Source organism: Pseudoalteromonas sp. MMG033 (assembly GCF_057197785.1).
On sequence record NZ_CM170070.1, the window covers coordinates 3,104,593 to 3,124,266 of the forward strand.

Below are 19,674 nucleotides of genomic sequence, written 5' to 3' on the forward strand. Positions count from 1 at the left end.
GTACTGCGATAAGGCTTTTTTATTGCTAAAGAGGTGAGCATGACTGAACGAATTCAAAGTGTCTTAATTGTCGGTGGTGGAACAGCGGGCTGGTTAAGTGCGTCATTGCTAAAGCGAGTACTAAAAGATCAGGTTAACATCACCTTGATTGAGTCAGATGACATTGGCACAGTCGGCGTTGGCGAAGCCAGCATTCCGCCGATGGTTAATTTTAATGCCGCACTTGGGCTCGATGAGCGCACATTCATTGAGCAAACGCAAGCGACGTATAAGCTAGGCATTGAGTTTGAAGGGTGGGGTCACCAGGGTAGCCGCTATATGCATGCGTTTGGTGAAGTGGGTAAAAGCTTTCCTTTTTGTGACTTTTTTCAAGTTTGGCTCAAGGCAAAGCAACAGGGGTTAACGGACAGTTTGGCTGAGTATTCTTTAAATACTCAAGCGGCAAAAGCAAACCGATTTGCGCACTTGCAGCATATCCCCAATACACAATTGCAAGGCCTTACCTATGCTTATCATTTTGATGCAGGACTTTATGCTAAGTTACTGAGCATAAAGTCTCAAACTCAAGGTGTTAGGCGAGTTGAAGGGAAAATCACTGAGGTAAAGACTGATCCTAACACAGGGCATATCGCAGCTGTCCTTTTAGCAAATGGTGAGCAATATAGCGCTGATTTATATTTAGATTGCAGCGGATTAAAAGGCCTGTTAATTGACCAAACGATGAATGTTGGATTTGAAGATTGGTCTCATTGGTTGCCTTGTGATAGCGCGTGGGCATTGCCCAGTGAACAACTTGATGATGAGATTAAGCCATATACTCGCGCGATTGCAAAGCAAGCTGGCTGGCAATGGCAAATACCGTTGCAACATAGAGTTGGCAATGGTTACGTGTTTTCAAGCAAATTTATATCAGAGCAAGATGCCAAAGAAGCGTTATTGCAAAGTTTGCCAAGCCGCCCTTTGGCTGAGCCTAAATTGATTAAGTTCAAAACGGGCATGCGTCGTAAGCAATGGCAAGGTAATGTTTTTGCGGTAGGCTTGGCGAGTGGGTTTTTAGAGCCGCTAGAGTCAACCAGTATTCATTTAATCCAAACATCTATTTTACGTTTGATCAGACACTTTCCATTTGATGCGATAAAGGACAGTGCCATTGAAAACGTCAATATGGAGTTTGCAAATGAAATGGAACAAGTGAGAGACTTCATAATCCTTCATTATAAACTGACTGAAAGAGACGATTCGCGATTTTGGCAGTGGTGTAAAAATATGTCTATCCCCCGAAGTCTTCAAAGAAAAATGGCGCTCTTTGAGGAAACAGGCCACTTTGCAGCGAAAACCGATGATTTATTTCAAAACGTAGCATGGCAACAAGTGATGGTTGGGCAGGGGCTGATGCCAAAGACTTATCATCCACTGGCTGAGCAGTTTGATGACGAGCATTTAAAAAGCTTATTGGATAGCTTAAAAGTGTTATTGCAGAGCACAGTAAATAAGCTGCCAAGCCACCAAGCATTTATCGATAAAATGACAAAATAATGCGGTGTATTTTAGCAATATTGCCATGGCGCGAAGTATCTACCATACTTCGCGTTTTTTTATATGAATAACAAATTAATCGCGACTTTGAATACGTATGCAAGTGGTTCAACACTGGGCTGCAAGTCAGTAGACTCAATTAAAATACCAATATGACAACAAGATAATGACAATAAAACCTTTGGTGCTTGCACTGAGCTTAATATCAGGCAGTGTTTTGCTGACAGCATGTCAGTCTTCTCAACAAGCTGAGCAAAGTAAGCAAGCCGAACAACAAGAGCAAAAGCCTGTCGTTTACCAAGTATTCACGCGACTATTTGGCAATACAAACACTAACAATGTGCCTTGGGGTACGTTGGCACAAAATGGCGTGGGCAAATTCGAAGACTTCACGCCAAAGGCGTTATCGGAAATTAAAGCCATGGGCGTGACCCATGTATGGTATACGGGTGTGCTACATCATGCTTTGGTTGCCGATTACAGTGCGTATGGCATTGGTATAGACGATCCCGATGTGGTGAAAGGCCGTGCAGGTTCACCTTATGCAATTAAAGACTATTACAATGTTAACCCTGACTTAGCAAAAGATCCTGCAAAGCGACTGGCAGAGTTTGAAGCGCTGATTGAACGTACTCATGATGCAGACATGAAAGTAGTGATAGACATTGTACCCAACCATGTTGCAAGAAATTACCAATCTTTGAGTGCGCCGCAAGGGATTAAAAATTTTGGCGCGCAAGACAATACATCGCTGACTTATGCCCGTGATAATAACTTTTATTATGTGACAGGTCAGGACTTTAAAGTTCCCACATCTGCGGATTACCAAGTACTAGGCGGTAAGCCTCATCCACTTGCGGATGGTCAATTTACAGAATCACCTGCGAAATGGACGGGAAATGGCGCACGAGCTGCACAGCCGCATATTCATGATTGGTATGAAACTGTTAAAGTGAATTACGGTGTGCGCCCTGACGGCAGCTATGATTTCCCAACGCTGCCTGCTGAGATGGCAAAGCAAGACTACCGTGCACACTATGCATTTTGGCAAGATAAAGACCTACCGGATAGTTGGTATAAGTTTAGAGACATCACCTTATATTGGCTCGATAAAGGGGTAGATGGTTTCCGTTATGATATGGCTGAAATGGTGCCAGTTGAATTTTGGAGCTTTTTAAACTCTTCCATCAAGATGCAAAACCCTGACGCCTTTTTGTTGGCTGAGGTTTACAACCCAACCCTTTACCGCCCTTATATTCACCAAGGAAAAATGGACTTCTTATACGACAAAGTGGGCTTTTATGACAGCTTGAAGCTGTTGATGCAAGGCACTGGCAATGCACAAAGTGTAATGGATGCACACTTAAGCGTGTCAGATATAGCACCACACATGCTGCACTTTTTAGAAAACCATGACGAGCAACGTATCGCCAGTCCTGAATTTGCAGGCAGTGCTGAAAAAGGCAAGCCAGCTATGGTAGTGAGCCATTTAATCAGTAAAGCACCAACTATGTTGTATTTCGGTCAATCAGTCGGTGAAGACGGCTCAGAGATGGCTGGCTTTGGTAAACCGAGCCGCACCAGCATTTTTGATTACATCGGTGTACCTGCACATCAGGCTTGGATGAATAAGGGCAAATTTGACGGTGGTCAGCTAAGTGATGAGCAAAAGGCATTACGCCAATATTATAAAAAACTCATGAACTTAAGCTCAATGCCTGCTATTCAACATGGCGCACTGGTGCAACTGAACACATTAGATAGTGCTAACAAGCCAGCTGAAAAAGTGATGGCATTTGCACGTGATAATGGCGCTCAGCAAGTCATTGTGGCAAGTAACTTTGATGCTGATAACGCGCAGCAGGTTACGATTGAATTACCTGAGGGGTGGCAAGGCAAAGTCGTCGATAAGTTGGAGTCTTACCCAACACTTGTCATTAAAAATAATCAACTCAACATCACCTTGGCACCGCTTGCCAGTGTTGTGTATGAGCTAGAGAACTAATTATGCAAAAACAAAAACCACAACTGAGTTTCTGGCAAATTTGGAATATGTGCTTTGGTTTTATGGGCATTCAATTTGGCTTTGCGTTACAAAACGGTAATGTGAGCCGAATTTTCCAAACGCTAGGCGCATCAGTTGATGATATTCCAATTTTGTGGGTGGCAGCGCCACTCACAGGATTGATTGTACAGCCGATAATTGGCTACTGGAGTGATAGAACTTGGACGGGCCTTGGCCGTCGTCGTCCTTTCTTTTTGTATGGTGCGATATTGACGACCCTGTCACTCTTTATCATGCCAAACTCGCCAACACTTTGGATTGCAGCCGGTATGCTGTGGATCATGGATGCGTCAATCAATGTCACGATGGAACCGTTTCGTGCATTAGTGGGTGATAATCTTAATAAAAAGCAGCGCGCAACAGGCTATGCAATGCAAAGCTTTTTCATTGGTATTGGTGCCATTATCGCCTCTGCATTGCCTTGGATGATGACCAACTGGTTTGGGATCAGCAACACGGCAGCGCCTGGGGAAATTCCTGAGTCTGTTAAATATGCCTTTTATTTTGGTGGTGTGATTTTATTTTTGGCGGTTGGCTGGACCATTCTTAAAACCAGAGAATACACACCTGAGCAGTTAGCCGAATTTGAATCACCGGAGCTGAAACAAGCATCATCACAGCCAAAACAACGTATTCAGTTTGCCAAGTTTGCACTTGTGAGTGGTGTGATTGGTGGGCTTATTTTGGCGGGTGTCACTGTGTTGAAGCTAGAAAAAGAGCTTTACTTGTTAAGTGCGCTATTACTGTCATTCTCAGCGATCATTCTTATTGCGGGCTATCTGCAAAACAAGCAACGTACAAGCGGTGGTTTTTACGAAGTCATTTACGACGTATTCACTATGCCAGAAACCATGAAGCAACTGGCAGTGGTGCAATTTTTCAGCTGGTTCTCGTTATTTGCAATGTGGATCTATACCACATCGGCGGTAACCAGTTTTCACTATGGCGCGACGGATGTGACTTCTAAAGCTTATAACGATGGCGCTGATTGGGTCGGTATTCTATTCGCTGCATACAATGGTTTTGCAGCGCTTGCAGCCGTATGTATCCCATTTGTGGTTAAACGTGTTGGCCTCAAGTGGGCGCATAGTTTAAATCTGCTTTTAGGTGCCGGTGCGCTTTTGAGCTTTTTGTTTATTTCAGATCCAAGTTTACTGTGGGTACCAATGATAGGTATCGGCTTTGCGTGGGCATCTATTTTATCTCTGCCTTATGCCATGTTAAGCGATGCTGTGCCAGCGCACAAAATGGGCGTGTTTATGGGGATTTTTAACTTCTTTATTGTTATCCCTCAATTGCTGGCAGCCAGTGTACTTGGCCTTATCTTAAGAAACGTTTTCGAGAATCAACCTATTTATGCATTAGTTATTGGTGGTGTGTCGTTTATTTTAGCGGCGCTGTCTGTTGCACGTGTAAAAACAAGCGCGCAATAAAACAGCCACTGAGGAGTAAAAATGAAAAAATTGTCATGTTTGTCGTTGGCACTGATTGCTGCAGGCCTTATTGGATGTGGTAGTGCAACGAATTCGCAGCAGATTGAGACCGCACCCGGTGCGCCGGGCGATAAGCCGTTTTGGACTTATTCAGATAAAACGGGCATTGGCACGTCTTATGAAGCCTATAAAAATGGCCAGTATGCAAATGATGCACAAACAGGTGAAGTATCTAAAGTTTGGTTTTCAATTGCCAAAGGCATGATCACTGAGACCATGTTCGGTCTTATTCACCAAGCGCAAATTCGTGATATGCAGTTTGTGGTGACAGGTAAAGACTTTACTGTGACTGAGCGCGATGAGTTAGATGTGTCGATTGATTATCTTTATAAAGATGCACAAGGTCGCCCTTTATCACTGGCTTATAAAGTTGTCAGCAAAGACAAGCAAGGTCGCTTTACACTAGAAAAACACATTTTCACGGACCCTGATGGCCAGACTTTATTTGTCAGAGCAAAAGTGGATACGCAGCTGAGCGGTGTAAAAGCGTTTGTAAACGTCAACCCATATGTGAATAACAACGGCCTCAATGACTCAGCAACCGTGACAGACAAAGGTTTGGTTGCTTGGGAAGCGGATAACTTTTTAACCTTGCAAAGTAGTACAGGGTTTGAGCAAGCATCGGTCGGTTTTACAGGTAGTAGTGACAATCTGAATGAACTTAAGAAAAATCATGCATTGACGCGTACTTACCAAAGCACAGGTGATACAAAAGGCAATGTAAACTGGCTTGCAGAACTAGGTGAAGTTAATGGGTCTGCGACCTTTGACCTTGCGTTGAGCTTTGGCAAGTCACAAGCAGAAAGCTTTGCTCAAGGTGCCGCTGCGCTAAATAAAGGCTATGACAAAGTTCTTGCACACTACAATGGCCAAGGCGAGCACATAGGGTGGGAAGATTATTTAGCCAGCCTTGAGCCTATGCAACGTCTTGCTAACTACACCACTGACAGCGGTAAATTATTAAATGTCAGTGCATTAGTCTTAAAAGCACAAGAAGATAAAACGCACGCCGGTGCGCTCATTGCATCACTGTCTAACCCATGGGGTGATACAGTTGCTGCTGAGCAAGGTCACACAGGGTATAAAGCGGTTTGGGTGCGTGACTTCTATCAAGTCGCTATGGCGTTCATGGCGATGGGCGACCCAGATACAGCGCTAACCTCATTTGAATACCTTGAAAAGGTTCAAGTGATGGATGGCACGCCGGGTAACCAAGGTGATACTGGCTGGTTTTTACAAAAAACACATGTTGATGGTGAGTTAGAGTGGGTAGGCGTTCAACTTGACCAAACAGCAATGCCGATCATGCTTGCTTGGAAATTGTGGCAAGCGGGTGTGTTAAGTGATGAAAAGCTAGTTTACTGGTATGAGCGCATGCTCAAGCCTGCGGCAGAGTTCCTAGTAGACGGCGGTTTGGCAAAGATTTTGTGGAATGACACGCAAATTACACCACCTGCGACCCAGCAAGAGCGCTGGGAAGAGCAAGACGGGTATTCTCCTTCGACAACCGCGGCGGTGATTGCGGGCTTAGTGACGGCAAGTGACATCGCCAAGATAGCAGGTGATAAAGCCGGTGAACAAAGGTATCTAGATACTGCTAAACAGTATAACGATACTGTTGAAAAGCTGATGTTTACCACCGAAGGTAACTTGAAAGGCCAAAACACAGATGGTGAGTACTTCTTCCGTATCGCACGAGACGAGAACCCAAACATCGCCACAAAATTAGGTGATAACAATGGCCGTGCAGGACTTGATAAGCGTCAGATCATTGATGGTGGTTTCTTAGAGTTGGTACGTTATGGTGTCAGAGATGCAGATGCACCAAGCATTTTGAAAACACTGCCAGAGTACGAAGATGAAACGTTACCTGAAAACTTGCGTGTAAAATACAGCTTTACCTTTGCAGGTGACCCAAATACTTACCCAGGCTACCGTCGTTACGGTAACGATGGCTATGGCGAAGATGAAGTAAAAGGGACTAATTATGCTGAGGGCGGTCAAAATACACCGGGGCAGCGTGGTCGTGTATGGCCATTCTTTACAGGTGAAAAAGGCCATTATGAAATAGCAGCTGCCGCTGCGACTAAGGGCTTAAACAAAGAGGCTGTGACGCGTATTAAGCATACCTATGTACGTGGCATGGAGCACTTTGCCAACGAAGGTTTGATGCTACCAGAGCAAGTTTGGGATGGCGTCGGTGTTAACCCGTTTGGTTATCAGCTGGGAGAAGGTACAAATTCGGCAACACCGCTGGCTTGGACGCATGCAGAGTACGTTAAATTGGTCCGTTCACTTGCAGATAAAAATGTCTGGGATCATTACCCAATCGTCAGTGACAAACTAAAATAACCAACCTTTTTGATGGGTGGTAGACGCTACCACCCATTTACCTTCACACTCACTATTTTTGATCTCGCCCCAAAAAACGGCAAAGCTATGCTGTTATCTTTCTGATTATTCAGAGCTCGCATTTTGTATTTACTCAAATGATTTTTTATGAAAATTTGGATTGATGTTATTTGTTGAAAGGGGAGGTGGGAAATGAGCTTAGAAAGGATATGAAAAACATGAGGTTAGCTGACCCCATGTTTATATGATGATTTATGGCTCACAACGGTGCCAGCCAGTTGTACATTCCCATGTTGCGTACCATCTAATACCACCATTGATCTGCTTAGTTGCTTGCTTGTTTAAAGTTACATTATCATTCGACAAGTTCTTTAAATTGCCTTTTTGTAGTTTTAATTTCATTGTTATTCCTTTTTTGATTTTGTTAACACCAAAAATAAACTAACACGACTGTATGAAAAACAAACTATAAATTAGTGACAATACTACTTGGCAGTGTTTAATGCAGCTCGCTCAAAACACTTATCTTTTATCTCCATTTGTAGGCATGAAAATATCACAGAACGCACCCTATAATCTCGCCATGCTATTGCCAAACAAACGTGCATGACAGCGTCTTGCGTATTCATCAGTCATGCCAGATAAATAATCTGCAAGCACTCGCATTTTTGCCGTGTCACTTTCAGCATGCTGGTACTGAGATTGAGCTGTATATGGTAGTAAACGCATTGGATCGCTGGAAAATGCATCGAATAAATCAATCAACATATTCTGACCACTAAACTCAATTTGCTGCATAGTCGGTTCACGAATGAGCCGTTGATAAACAAATTGTTTAAGAACCTTTAGGATAGCTTCAAATTCATCGCCGAGCTTAACTGTATTTTTGAGCAAGGGGTCGTCAAACTCTGCATCATGTTGTACTAAAGCACAGTGAACGATGAAGATGTTGACGAGTTCACCAATGGCGTCTTTTCGAAGCGGTTCATCATCAGAGAAAAGGCGATGGGTTAAACTCGACAGGTTTTGCTCAAGCCAGGGGGAGTTAATTTTTTTAAATTCAGGCATCGCATAGTTATACCAATCGCGCTCACTGAGTGTGCCAGTGGCAATCGCATCTTCTAAATCATGCACTGCATAAGCAATATCGTCTGCATATTCCATGATGGCCGCATCAAGAGATTTGTAGATAGTCTTAGATTTAAATTCATCAATGGGATTGTGTGTCGTGAAAAGGGCTTTATCTTTGTCGGACAAAGGCGACAATATCCAATCAAAAACGTCTTTATCACAATCGTAAATGCCCTTAGCGGGGAACCACTTTTGCGTGTAGATAAAGCGCTGATGCGGGTTAATACTTTGTGGTTTAAGCTGTAATGCCGAGATGTGCGCTGGATATTTTATAAAGCCGAGCAGCGTACGCCTGGTCAAGTTCATACCATAGCCATTTGAATAGGGCTCTAGCTTTGTGACGATCCGCAGTGTTTGCGCATTGCCTTCAAAGCCTCCGTAATCACGCATCAAATAATTGAGCGCGATCTCTCCGCCGTGACCAAAAGGCGGATGACCAATATCGTGAGCGAGACAGATGGTTTCAATGAGGCTTGCAGAAGGGAAGTGCTCAAAGTCAGGGTTTTGCAGCTTAAGGTGACGCAATAGGCCAGTGCCTATCTGAGATACTTCCAGTGAATGTGTTAGCCGTGTCCTGTAAAAGTCATTTACGCCAATGCTCATGATTTGCGTCTTTGATTGCAGGCGCCTAAAAGCAGCTGCATGGATGATCCGAGAGCGGTCTACTTGCCATGCGGAGCGATTATCATTGGGGCGATTCTTTACTTGATCTAGCAATCTTTGTTGCCATACGGGCTGGGTCATAAGGTACTCTACGTGGCTGGTTATTGTTTTATTCCATCTTTGTAAGCTAAGTATAGCGATGCAAAGTTAAAAATGTAATTACTTGGTGTGACTGGAAAAAAGCTTATTTTAGCGACGGATTGGCGTAAATTCGCGTTTAACTGCGATTGTTGCTATAATCGGTCGCCGTTTTATGAGATGAACTAAGTACAACGAGTCTTTCTCTGACAAAGGAAGTTCAGATAGCTCGTTTGGTAGGTACTAGTGAGAGGAGAATCATGCGTTCTAATTTGATCAAGATTTTATTAATTGCAGTTTCTTTGTACGCAATTATTTATCCATTTATAACCGAACCACCGGAAAAGCCAGAGCCCATAGAAGTACCAGAAGTTATCGTTGAGATCCCTGAAGTCGAATTACCTGAGCAGCCGTTACATGATGTGCAGCTACCTGACTTTGCGTCTATTAAAGACATTGCGACTAAGAAAAAGACTTTTTTTGATTTCATTAAACCTCATGTAGAGGCTGAAAATAAGGTCATTTTGCAACAAAGAGCGAGTATTGAAATTGCCTTGATGATGTTGCAGTTTGATGAGTCGCTCAGTGATGTGCAGATTGAACGTGTAGAGACTATCTTTCAACTTTATAAGATAGATCAAGAAGAGATCACTGTTCAGAGTTTAAAATTGGCCCTTGATAGAGTTGATATTATCCCGAAAGAGTTAGCATTAATGCAGGCGGCCAATGAGTCCGCTTGGGGGACGTCTCGATTTGCACGGATCGGTTTAAACTTTTTCGGTCAGTGGTGTTACCGTACAGGGTGTGGGATGATCCCGAAGCGTCGTGCTGATGAGGCCGCACATGAAGTGGCGGCATTTAAGTCGGTTAGGGCATCGGTTACCTCGTATTTTAGAAATATAAATACCCATGATGCTTATCGTGAACTTCGCACAGTTCGTGCGCAGCTTAGAGCGGATAAAAAAGAGATCACCGCGACGGCTCTGACGCCGGGTTTAATGTCATACTCTGAACGTGGACAAGATTACATTGAAGAACTCAATGATATGATCAGACATAATAAGGCTTATTTTGATGAAGAATAGGATCTTACCACTGCTGCTGTTGTCTAGCAGCTTTGGTTGTTTCGCAGAAGAGTTTGTGGCCTCTTATGAAGGCTTTTATGACCGTCTTAAGGTGGTCAAAAAAGGTGATTTCGAGTTTGCTCGAGTGAATTTCTATTTGGTTGAAGGTGAAAGTAAAAAGCCATGCACCATTGCAGAGGGAAACATAGTTACTGAGCAAACTTCAATGCCGCTGCATTACACTGAACATGCACAGTTAATGTTACCCATTGACGAAAAGCTTGATAAAGACAAAGCAGTGGTAGTGGTAAAACCTGAAACAGCGGCTTATTGTGAGATTAAGATCCAAATTGAATCTGCATACTTCTCTAATCAACACCTTACTAAACACAAGTTATACCAGTTACACACTGAGTTTGAGACGCTATTGAGCGATCTGTCAGGTGTCTTTGTGGGTAAGCTATTATCTTTCATGTTACCTGACCAAAAAGGTGTTACGGTGGAGTTTGCAAACAATATCGTCTTGAGTGGTGAGGGCATTAGCTGTGAATTGAATCGCTGTCGATTTCATGTCAATGACAGCTGGGAAAATGATAATACTCGATTTAACGTACTTGCTAACTTGGTCAGTGTTAAACCGTGGATAGAAAAATAACCAGACCAGTTCGATAAATAACAGATATGAAAAAGCGACCATGAGGTCGCTTTTTTGTTCTGGTTGTGAATATGCGAATTGAAATAGGTTAGGGTAGGTTCCAGTAGTAAATACTGTACCCGACAAACAAGGCGGGTATTGCTGAATAGGCTGTTGCTAACAGTGCTGCTTTTGGCGCAAGGGCAATCGCTGGAAACAACGCATCGCCATCATTTGCGACAGCGTTTGCAGCTAATGCACTAAATGGTAATACGCCCTGAATATATAAGCTGGTCACCACGATTTGCGGGCCACAGCCTGGCAGTAATCCAATCATGATCGCAATAAGCGGTGCGTAAATCGCATACTCTGTGAACCAAGCTGCTAAGTCTAAGCCAAATAAAGCAACCGACAGTTCGTAAATCATAAAGCTTGCTACTACCCAAGCGGTGACAAAATGCGTGTCTTGAAGGATTTTTGCTAATCGAGAAGGGGGTTTGACTTCTTCTTCTTCTGCCGTAATTTGCTTATAGGTTTTTCCCTTAGAGGACAAAGCCCAAATAACAACCGCGAAAATAGCCATGCCCGCACCGAGTAATTCGATAGGTTGCTCAAACTGTCCTAAGTCCATGTTAAAAGCCATAACAAGTGAAATCGCGATACACGGGAACAGGACTATTTTCCATACAGGTTCACTCATGCGTACTGCAAAAGTGGGTGGGTCGCAGTCTTCTACTTGTGTGTCATTGGCTTTTGGCCTGCAATAATCGGCTTTGTGAAACAGGTTTACGGCTAGGCCGCTGATGGTACCGACTGCGATGCCTAGTAAGATGATGGCCATGCCTTCAAGCGGTTTTTTTGCTAAAAGTAAAAATGCAGCATCGCCCATGGTTGCTGTCAATACGGCAACAACGGAGGCAAAACTGGCTTGTCCTTTGGTAAATTGGGTTACAACGATGATGGCGCCGCCACAGCCGGGTAATGCCCCAAGCACGGCTGCCATGGTGACTTCAAGCGCAGGAGATTTTTTATTTAAGTAACTGAGTTCTAATTGGGGAAGTTTTTCAACGAGATAGTAGTAAATTGCCAAGGTACCTGCAACAAATACACTGACTTGGAAAAACGCGTCTGCTAACGTGCCTAACGCGATGTCACGGATAGGTGCATAAAATAGAGTTGCTATCAATAATAACGGGAGTATCAACCGCTTATTTGCTGCCAGATAGGCAAATTGAGAAGCCGCCTTGAACGGATAAGAACGAGAATATGAGAGCATATAGTGCAACCGGTAACCTAATAACAGTTGCACTTTAGTGTTAAATTAAATGAAAATCAATATCATTTCCATTTATTTTCTTTGGAACTCAGATGTTGCACTCCAAGTAGGCCACGCTTCTTCTTGAGAAATTAAGTAACCAGCTTTGAAAAATAGTTGAAGATCTTGAACTGCGCCACTGAGATCCCACTCTTTTCTGTAGCGATCGCATGGCTGATGGTAACAACCACGTAGCACAAGGCTCATACGCTTACGGTATTTGGCTGTGGCATCGTCGAATGGTTCATGACCACCACCCGCATACATAGCTGGGATCCCCATGTTAGCAAAAGCGAAGTGATCTGAACGGTAGTAAATACCCGCTGATGGGTTTGACTCATTTGAGATTGAACGGTTTTGCTCATCAGCCACTTCTTTAAGTACGCCATCAAGTGATGATTTACCAAGGCCAACAACGCTGATGTCTTTTACTTTACCAAGTAAGTTTAGGGCATCTAGGTTGATATTTGCAACAGTCTGGTTTGCTGGAATGACCGGTGTTTCAGCGTAGAATTTAGAGCCTAATAAACCTTGCTCTTCAGCGGTGACCGCTAAGAAGGTGATCGAACGATCTGGGCGCTGTGGTAATTTAGCAAATGCTTCAGCCACTTCAATGATGCCGCCTGTGCCTGTCGCGTTATCGTGTGCACCGTTATAAATTTTATCGCCTTTACGGTTAGGATCGACACCTAGGTGATCCCAGTGCGCAGAGTAAATGATGTGCTCATCTGACTTTTTAGCGCCCGGTAACGTGGCGATGAAGTTATATGATACTGACTTTTTGATAGTACTTTTCACATCGACAGACGCAGTTAAGTCGCCCATGTCCACATGATATGCACCTTCAGCAGCTTTCTTTTTGGCATCTTCAAAGTTTAGGCCAGCATCTGCAAAAAGCTCTTTTGCAACATCAACACTGATCCAACCTTCCACTGCAACGCGGTCCATGTTGTTGTTTTCTTTTTGGAAGCCAAACTGCTCACCGCTCCAAGAATTTTCAACTACTTCCCATGGATATGATGCAGGCGCTGTTTCATGAATGATGATCGCACCAGCTGCACCTTGACGGCTGGCTTCTTCATATTTGTATGTCCAACGTCCATAGTAAGTCATGGTATTACCGTTAAACACTTTAGGGTCTTTTGTTGCGTAGCCCGGATCGTTTACCAGCATAACAACCGTTTTGCCTTTTACATCCAGACCTTCGTAGTCATTCCAGCCATATTCTGGCGCATTGACGCCATAACCGACGAAAACTAACTCTGAGTTGTTTAGAGACTGTGCTGGGCTGATGCGGCTTGTGCCCATGACCATGCCTTTTTTGTACGGGTAGCTGCGCTCACCGATTTTTAGCGTCATGTTTGGATCGGCTTCGATTGATACCAGCGGTACTTCTTGCAAAAAGCTATTACCGTTGCCCGGCTCATAACCCAATGCTTTGAAATGTTTAGTTAAATAAGCAAGCGTTAGTTCTTCGCCTTTGCTTGATGGCGCGCGGCCTTCAAATTCGTCAGAGGCAAGCGTTTTGATGTGTTCACCTAGTTGCTCGGCATTAATACTATTATATGCCGTGACAATATCTTCAGGTGTGTTGCTTTTTGTCGTTGCACAGCCTGCTAAAATGGCAAGCGACAGAGCACTCAGTGTTAATTTTAGTTTCATGACCTTTCTTTTTTATGAGATTACTTCCGGGCTAATTAATACCATAATTGCAAAGTAAATTCGACTTTAGCCGATGTATGGTGCTAGGTAGATGGAAAAGTACGCAGACGTTATTTATCTTTTTGCGCCGTCGCGTGTATTTGGTAAAATGCGCGCAATAGTACAATTTGCGAAATGAGCACGCATAGATAGCATGAAAAAGTTTACTCCCCCTGAAAATTGGCAAAATCAATTGTTTGCGCAAGCTCCTTTTGCGCATTTGCAGGCGATATTTAATTTACAAGCCTTTGATACCTGGCCAAGCTTTGAGTGGTTAAATGAGCAGACCAACCAGCAAAACGCACAGGGTAAACACATTGTTTTTACTGAAAACAGTAAGCTGGAAGAAGAAACACGTTACTATGAGGAGATCATTGCGCAAACCGGTCAGGTGCCGACACGAGAGCATAACTGGCATGACTTTTTTGGGGCGATGATCTGGTGCTTATTTCCAAAAACGAAAAGTCTACTTAATAAACTCCACATTGAAGAAATAGCACTGCACGGCTTAAAAGAGCGCAGTCGCAAACGCAATGCGTTAACTTTGTTTGATGAATGCGGATTAGTACTCGCGGTGCCTCATATGCAATGGCAAGAAGATTTGCGTTCGCATTTATGGCATGACACGTTTTTTGTGCAAAAGGATAAGTGGCATACAGAAGCCCTGCCTTTCGTTTTTGGTCATGCCAATTACGAAATGCTGACTAACCCGTTCATCGGCCTAACGGGCAAGTTACTATGTATTCAAGTTGACGAGTCTTTTACCGCACTCCCTCTACTTGAGCAATACGCGCACTTGGATAGCCGCTTGGTTGAGTTGATCACAACGGGTAAGGTGCTGGATGACAATAAACAGATGTCACCCATCCCTCTACTGGGCATACCTGATTGGCACTATGACACGCAAGGTGAAGCATTTTATGCGGATGAAGGCTACTTTAGGCCTAAGAGAAGGAAGATAAGTGATAGTAGTAAACGGACTGAAAAAACGCTTTAAACTCGCCAAAGAGTTAGAAAATACCACCAGTCGTGGCGACACAAGGCAGCGTGATGGTTTCTTTCATTCTGTGGAAGATGTGTCTTTTCGCTGTGATAGAGGTGAAGTATTGGGGCTGCTAGGCCCCAATGGCGCGGGGAAAACCACCACGTTACGCATGTTATCAACCGCGCTCAAGCCTGATGCAGGCAGCATTGAAATATCGGGGTATAACATTGTCAAGCATCCCTTGAAAGGTCGAAAAGCCATTGGCTTTTTGTCTGGTACAACGGGGTTATATGGTCGTTTAACGGCAAAAGAGAATGTCGAGTACTTTGCCAAATTGCATGGTTTAAAAGGCAAAGCCCTTAAAGTGCGCTGCGATGAATTGTTTAGCCAATTAGCGATGGACGACTTTTTAGATAAACGCGCTGAGCATTTATCAACGGGCATGAAACAAAAAACCAATATTGCCCGAGCAGTGGTACACCAACCTGATGTCGTTGTGTTGGATGAGCCAACCACAGGCTTAGATATTATGACCAAGCAAACCATTATTCAGTTTATTCGTGAACTCAAATCTGCGCATACCCCAGTGGTGTTTTCTACGCATCACCTTGATGAAATCGCTTTATTATGTGATAGCGTGTGCTTGATAGATAAGGGGCAAAGTCGTTTTTCTGGCAGCATAGAGGCGTTTAAAACAGCAGGGCAGAGTACTGAGCTAAACGATGCATTTTTGAATATTGTTAATCACGGATGTGCAGATGTTTGAAGTGTTTTTAAAGGAAGTAAAAGAGCTACTGCGTGATAGAAAAACCCTGTTTTTTGTCATTGCCCTGCCCATCGTTATCTTTCCTATTTTATTTGCTTTACTTGGGTTTTTAGCGTCAAAGACCACCTTTGAAGCAGAGCAAAAGGTGCATACTTACTACCTTGCTAATGCAGATCTTTCTCCAGAGTTTGCCCAAATGCTGTTTTATCATAAAAGCTTTAAACCGTATGAAGGGGATGAACAGTTTGACAGCATCGAGGCATTAAAAGCCGCTGTAAAGGCGGGGGAAATAGACGTGGGTATTGAGATCCCTAAGTCGCAAGATAAACAAGTGAGTGTCACACCAGAGCAAGCTACTTGGCATGTGGTATTTAATGATGCCCAATCGATTAACTTTGTATATAAGCGACTGGAAAAACTGATTAATAAATACGCCGCAGGTATTCGCGCTGCGACGTTAGAAGCTTTAGGGTCGCCTAAAGCGCATCATAGTGCAATTCTAAAACCGATCACCATTACCAAAGTCGATACCGCAGATAAACGTGAAAATTACGGTGAAAAGCTCGGAGCATTAATTCCTTATATGTTGATCCCGCTTGTTTTAATGGGCGCAAGTTACCCAGCGATTGATTTGGGTGCCGGGGAAAAAGAGCGGGGTACTCTTGAAACCTTGCTGTTGACCCCTGTGACGCGTACGCAACTGGTACTGGGCAAGTTTTTAACAATATTGGCCAGCTCCATTGCCTGTGCCTTAGTGACCGTCTCTAGCATGGCTATTTGGATAAGTATTGCGAGCGGAATAGGGGTGTTAGACACCATTAAAGACGCATTTTCTAGCGTGAGCATTGCGGACTTTATGCTGATCTTTGCGCTGTTACTGCCTGTGGCTGTGATGCTCTCATCCTTGGTGTTGGCAATCTCAATCTATGCGCGCTCGTTTAAAGAGGCACAAAACTATATGGGGCCGCTAAGCATGCTGGTGTTCGTGCCCATTGTTGTATCGGTGATGCCGAATATGTCGCTTAATACCACTACGGCTTGGATCCCCATTACCAATGTATCCTTAGCGATTAAAGAGATCATCAAAGGCACTGTTGACTACAGTGCCGTGGTGATGATTTTTGTTGCCTCAGCACTGCTGGCTGGGGCATTGCTGATGTTTTGTATACGCTGGTTTAGTAAAGAGTCCGTGTTATTCAGATAGCAATTAGGCGGCTTTAACGCCGTCTATATTTTGCGTGTCTAACTCAACGACGTTCAATACTTTTTGTATATCAGACCAGTGCAGTAACTCAATGCGGCCTTGCTCGTTTTCAACAAGTGCCGTGCAGTTTTCTATCCAGTCGCCATCATTGCAATACACAATGCCGTCGGTGACATTAATTCTGGGTTGGTGAATGTGGCCACAGATAATGCCATCCATGCCTTGTTTTTTTGCTTCGTGCACAGCGGCTTGCTCAAATGCCGCAATCGCTGCGCGCGCTTTATGCACTCGGTTTTTAAGCCAAGAGGCCAGCGACCAATAGTGTCCGCCATAGAGCTTACGCACACGGTTGGTCCAACGATTTAAAAACAGCAAAAAGTCATAGGCTTGATCGCCAATAATACTGATTAATTTGTTGTAGCGGGTGGCTGAATCAAAGTCATCGCCGTGTAGCAATAAAAAACGCTTACCTGCTGAGGTGGTATGGACATAAGTATGGTGCACTTCAACATTAAACAGTGTCATATCCACATAATTGCGAAACGTCTCGTCGTGGTTACCTGGAATATAAATAACACGCGTACCGGACTCTGCTTTTTTCTGAATACATTCTAAAACTTGATAGTGGCTCGGGTGCCAGTAAAACTGCCTTTTTAAAGACCAAAGATCCACGATATCACCCACTAAATACAGGGTATCGCAGCGCGTGCAATTTAAGAAGTCTAATAAGAATTCAGCCTTACAGTCTTTGTAGCCAAGGTGCACATCTGAAATCCATATGCTGGGGTAGTAAGTTTGCTCCATCTTGTTTACTCTCAAGCGTAATAATGTCTACGGTAAAGGCACGAGATGACAAACTTTTATCAGTATTGAGACGCTAAGATGACATTTTCTGCAAAGGCAGCAGGTAGAAACAAAAAACGCGCCATTTAGGCGCGTTTTTAAAAGTAGGGGAGAGTTAAGCCATTAGCTTAGTGATTTCAGCAACTGCTGAATCAATGTCTAACATGACTTTTTCACCAGTACGGCGGTTTTTCAGCTCTACCTGATTGTTATCAAGGTTACGCTCACCAATGACTAAGGTGAATGGTACACCCACTAGCTCCATATCGTTGAACATGACACCTGGGCGCTCTTTACGATCGTCAAACAATACTTCAAGACCTGCTGCTTTTAAGTCCGCATAGAACTTTTCTGCGATATCAGGAATACGGTGAGACTTGTGCATGTTCATCGGAACGATTGCGATGTCGAATGGTGCAAGGGCTTGAGGCCACTTAATACCAAACTTATCGTGGTTTTGTTCAATCGCCGCAGCCACGATACGTGATACACCAATACCGTAACAACCCATGGTCATGACTTGGTTTTTACCACTTTCGCCTAGTACGCCTGCATTCATTGCTTCTGAATACTTGCTACCAAGCTGGAAGATATGGCCTACTTCAATACCGCGTTTGATTTGTAAAGTACCTTGACCACACGGGCTTGGATCGCCTTCAACCACGTTACGAATGTCAGCAGTTGTGAACTCAGCGACATCGCGGCCCCAGTTAATACCACTGTAGTGCACACCGTCTTTGTTTGCACCGGCAACAAAGTCAGACATAACAGCAGCGCTGTGGTCAACAATCACTGGCATATCAAGGCCAACTGGACCAAGTGAACCAGGCTTTGCACCAATTGCAGCAACGATGTCTTCTTCTTTTGCCATTTCAAGCGGAGAGTCAACAAGCGGTAGCTTTTCAGCTTTTAGCTCGTTTAATTCGTGATCGCCACGAACAATTAATGCAACCAGACCACGCTCACCGTCTTCGTTTTCAGCGCCGTATACAATCAGTGTTTTAACGCCTTTGTGGGCTTTAACACCGTGTTGCTCAGCAAGCTCTGCGATGGTTTTTGCGTTTGGTGTATCGAATGTATTCAGCTCTTTGCTTGGCTCTGCGCGCTCAGTTGCTGGCGCCAGTGCTTCAGCTTTTTCGATGTTTGCTGCGTAATCACTTTCAGTGCTAAATGCAATCGCATCTTCACCAGACTCAGCAAGTACGTGGAATTCGTGTGATACGCTACCACCAATTGATCCAGTGTCAGCAATAACTGGACGGTAATCTAGACCTAGGCGCTCAAAAATATTGCAGTATGCTTGGTGCATCACTTGATATGTCTTTTCAAGACAAGCGTCATCTAGGTGGAAAGAGTAAGCATCTTTCATGGTGAATTCACGTGCACGCATTACACCAAAACGCGGACGAACTTCATCACGTACTTTAGTTTGTACTTGATAAAGTGTTAAAGGCAATTGCTTGTAGCTGCTTACTTCTTTACGTACAAAGTCAGTGATCACTTCTTCGTGCGTTGGGCCAAGTGCAAATGGACGATTGTGGCGATCGGTAATTCTTAGTAGTTCAGGACCAAACTGTTCCCAGCGGCCAGATTCTTCCCACAGATCAGCAGGCTGAATGACAGGCATCAACATTTCGATTGCGCCAGCTTTTTCCATTTCCTCGCGTACAATAGTTTCTACGTTACGAAGTACTTTTAAACCTGACGGCAACCAAGTGTATAAACCTGAAGCGAGTTTGCGGATCATACCCGCACGTAGCATTAGCTGGTGGCTGACCACCTCGGCATCAGAAGGCGTCTCTTTAAGAGTCGCTAAAATATATTGACTGGTACGCATGCTTGTT

Annotated in this window: 15 protein-coding genes; 9 read left to right on the top strand and 6 right to left on the bottom strand. The window is 43.9% G+C overall.

From position 1 onward, the window contains the following. Positions 1-39 precede the first annotated feature (39 nt). The 4 genes from AC2CZC_RS13625 (at position 40) to AC2CZC_RS13640 (ending at position 7,446) form a co-directional block, all read left to right on the top strand. Positions 40-1,536, top strand: a complete 1,497-nt coding sequence (locus AC2CZC_RS13625; protein WP_484582189.1) for a tryptophan halogenase family protein — start codon at positions 40-42, stop codon at positions 1,534-1,536. Positions 1,537-1,702: 166 nt separating this feature from the next. After that, entirely contained in the window at positions 1,703-3,541 is a 1,839-nt protein-coding gene (locus AC2CZC_RS13630; RefSeq protein WP_484582190.1) for an alpha-amylase family protein, read from the top strand. Between the two features lie 2 nt (positions 3,542-3,543). Next, positions 3,544-5,034 (top strand): MFS transporter, encoded by a 1,491-nt coding sequence (locus tag AC2CZC_RS13635; RefSeq protein ID WP_237135761.1) that lies wholly within the window; start codon positions 3,544-3,546, stop codon positions 5,032-5,034. A 21-nt stretch (positions 5,035-5,055) separates the two neighbouring features. After that, on the top strand, positions 5,056-7,446 hold the full coding sequence (locus AC2CZC_RS13640) for a glycoside hydrolase family 15 protein (RefSeq protein ID WP_484582191.1): 2,391 nt from the start codon (positions 5,056-5,058) through the stop codon (positions 7,444-7,446). Between the two features lie 252 nt (positions 7,447-7,698). Here AC2CZC_RS13640 and AC2CZC_RS13645 read toward each other — a convergent pair whose 3' ends face one another. Together AC2CZC_RS13645 and AC2CZC_RS13650 are read right to left on the bottom strand one after the other, a co-directional pair. Next, complete coding sequence (locus AC2CZC_RS13645; protein WP_155735498.1) at positions 7,699-7,848, bottom strand: hypothetical protein; 150 nt, start codon at positions 7,846-7,848, stop codon at positions 7,699-7,701. A 168-nt stretch (positions 7,849-8,016) separates the two neighbouring features. Continuing rightward, positions 8,017-9,321, bottom strand: a complete 1,305-nt coding sequence (locus AC2CZC_RS13650) for an anti-phage deoxyguanosine triphosphatase (protein WP_484582192.1) — start codon at positions 9,319-9,321, stop codon at positions 8,017-8,019. Between the two features lie 257 nt (positions 9,322-9,578). Here AC2CZC_RS13650 and AC2CZC_RS13655 point away from each other — a divergent pair, with 257 nt between their 5' ends. Together AC2CZC_RS13655 and AC2CZC_RS13660 are read left to right on the top strand one after the other, a co-directional pair. Further along, complete coding sequence (locus tag AC2CZC_RS13655; protein ID WP_484582193.1) at positions 9,579-10,403, top strand: glucosaminidase domain-containing protein; 825 nt, start codon at positions 9,579-9,581, stop codon at positions 10,401-10,403. Next, positions 10,393-11,037: a DUF2987 domain-containing protein gene (locus AC2CZC_RS13660; protein WP_484582194.1), complete on the top strand. Its 645-nt coding sequence runs from the start codon at positions 10,393-10,395 to the stop codon at positions 11,035-11,037. Before AC2CZC_RS13655 ends, AC2CZC_RS13660 begins: the two co-directional genes overlap by 11 nt. Positions 11,038-11,125: 88 nt before the next feature. Here the strand turns inward: AC2CZC_RS13660 and AC2CZC_RS13665 are convergent, their stop codons facing one another. Then, positions 11,126-12,292, bottom strand: a complete 1,167-nt coding sequence (locus AC2CZC_RS13665; protein ID WP_484582195.1) for a putative manganese transporter — start codon at positions 12,290-12,292, stop codon at positions 11,126-11,128. 72 nt (positions 12,293-12,364) lie between these two features. Further along, on the bottom strand, positions 12,365-13,993 hold the full coding sequence (locus AC2CZC_RS13670) for a M28 family peptidase (RefSeq protein ID WP_484582196.1): 1,629 nt from the start codon (positions 13,991-13,993) through the stop codon (positions 12,365-12,367). Positions 13,994-14,186: 193 nt separating this feature from the next. On the opposite strand from AC2CZC_RS13670, the gene AC2CZC_RS13675 reads away from it, so the two are divergent. From AC2CZC_RS13675 to AC2CZC_RS13685, 3 genes are read left to right on the top strand one after another with little or no spacing between them, the layout of a single operon-like run. After that, positions 14,187-15,029 (top strand): DUF3025 domain-containing protein, encoded by an 843-nt coding sequence (locus AC2CZC_RS13675; RefSeq protein WP_484582197.1) that lies wholly within the window; start codon positions 14,187-14,189, stop codon positions 15,027-15,029. After that, positions 14,995-15,783, top strand: coding sequence for an ATP-binding cassette domain-containing protein (locus AC2CZC_RS13680; protein WP_484582198.1), 789 nt, complete (start codon positions 14,995-14,997; stop codon positions 15,781-15,783). Before AC2CZC_RS13675 ends, AC2CZC_RS13680 begins: the two co-directional genes overlap by 35 nt. Beyond that, positions 15,776-16,987: an ABC transporter permease gene (locus tag AC2CZC_RS13685; RefSeq protein WP_484582199.1), complete on the top strand. Its 1,212-nt coding sequence runs from the start codon at positions 15,776-15,778 to the stop codon at positions 16,985-16,987. The genes AC2CZC_RS13680 and AC2CZC_RS13685 overlap by 8 nt, the downstream gene beginning before the upstream one ends. Positions 16,988-16,990: 3 nt before the next feature. On the opposite strand, the gene AC2CZC_RS13690 is transcribed toward AC2CZC_RS13685, so the two are convergent. Then, positions 16,991-17,791 carry a UDP-2,3-diacylglucosamine diphosphatase gene (locus AC2CZC_RS13690; protein ID WP_484582200.1) on the bottom strand — a complete coding sequence of 267 codons (801 nt, stop codon included), beginning with the start codon at positions 17,789-17,791 and terminating at the stop codon, positions 16,991-16,993. 154 nt (positions 17,792-17,945) lie between these two features. Further along, positions 17,946-19,667: a proline--tRNA ligase gene (locus AC2CZC_RS13695; protein ID WP_063366332.1), complete on the bottom strand. Its 1,722-nt coding sequence runs from the start codon at positions 19,665-19,667 to the stop codon at positions 17,946-17,948. Positions 19,668-19,674: the final 7 nt, after the last annotated feature.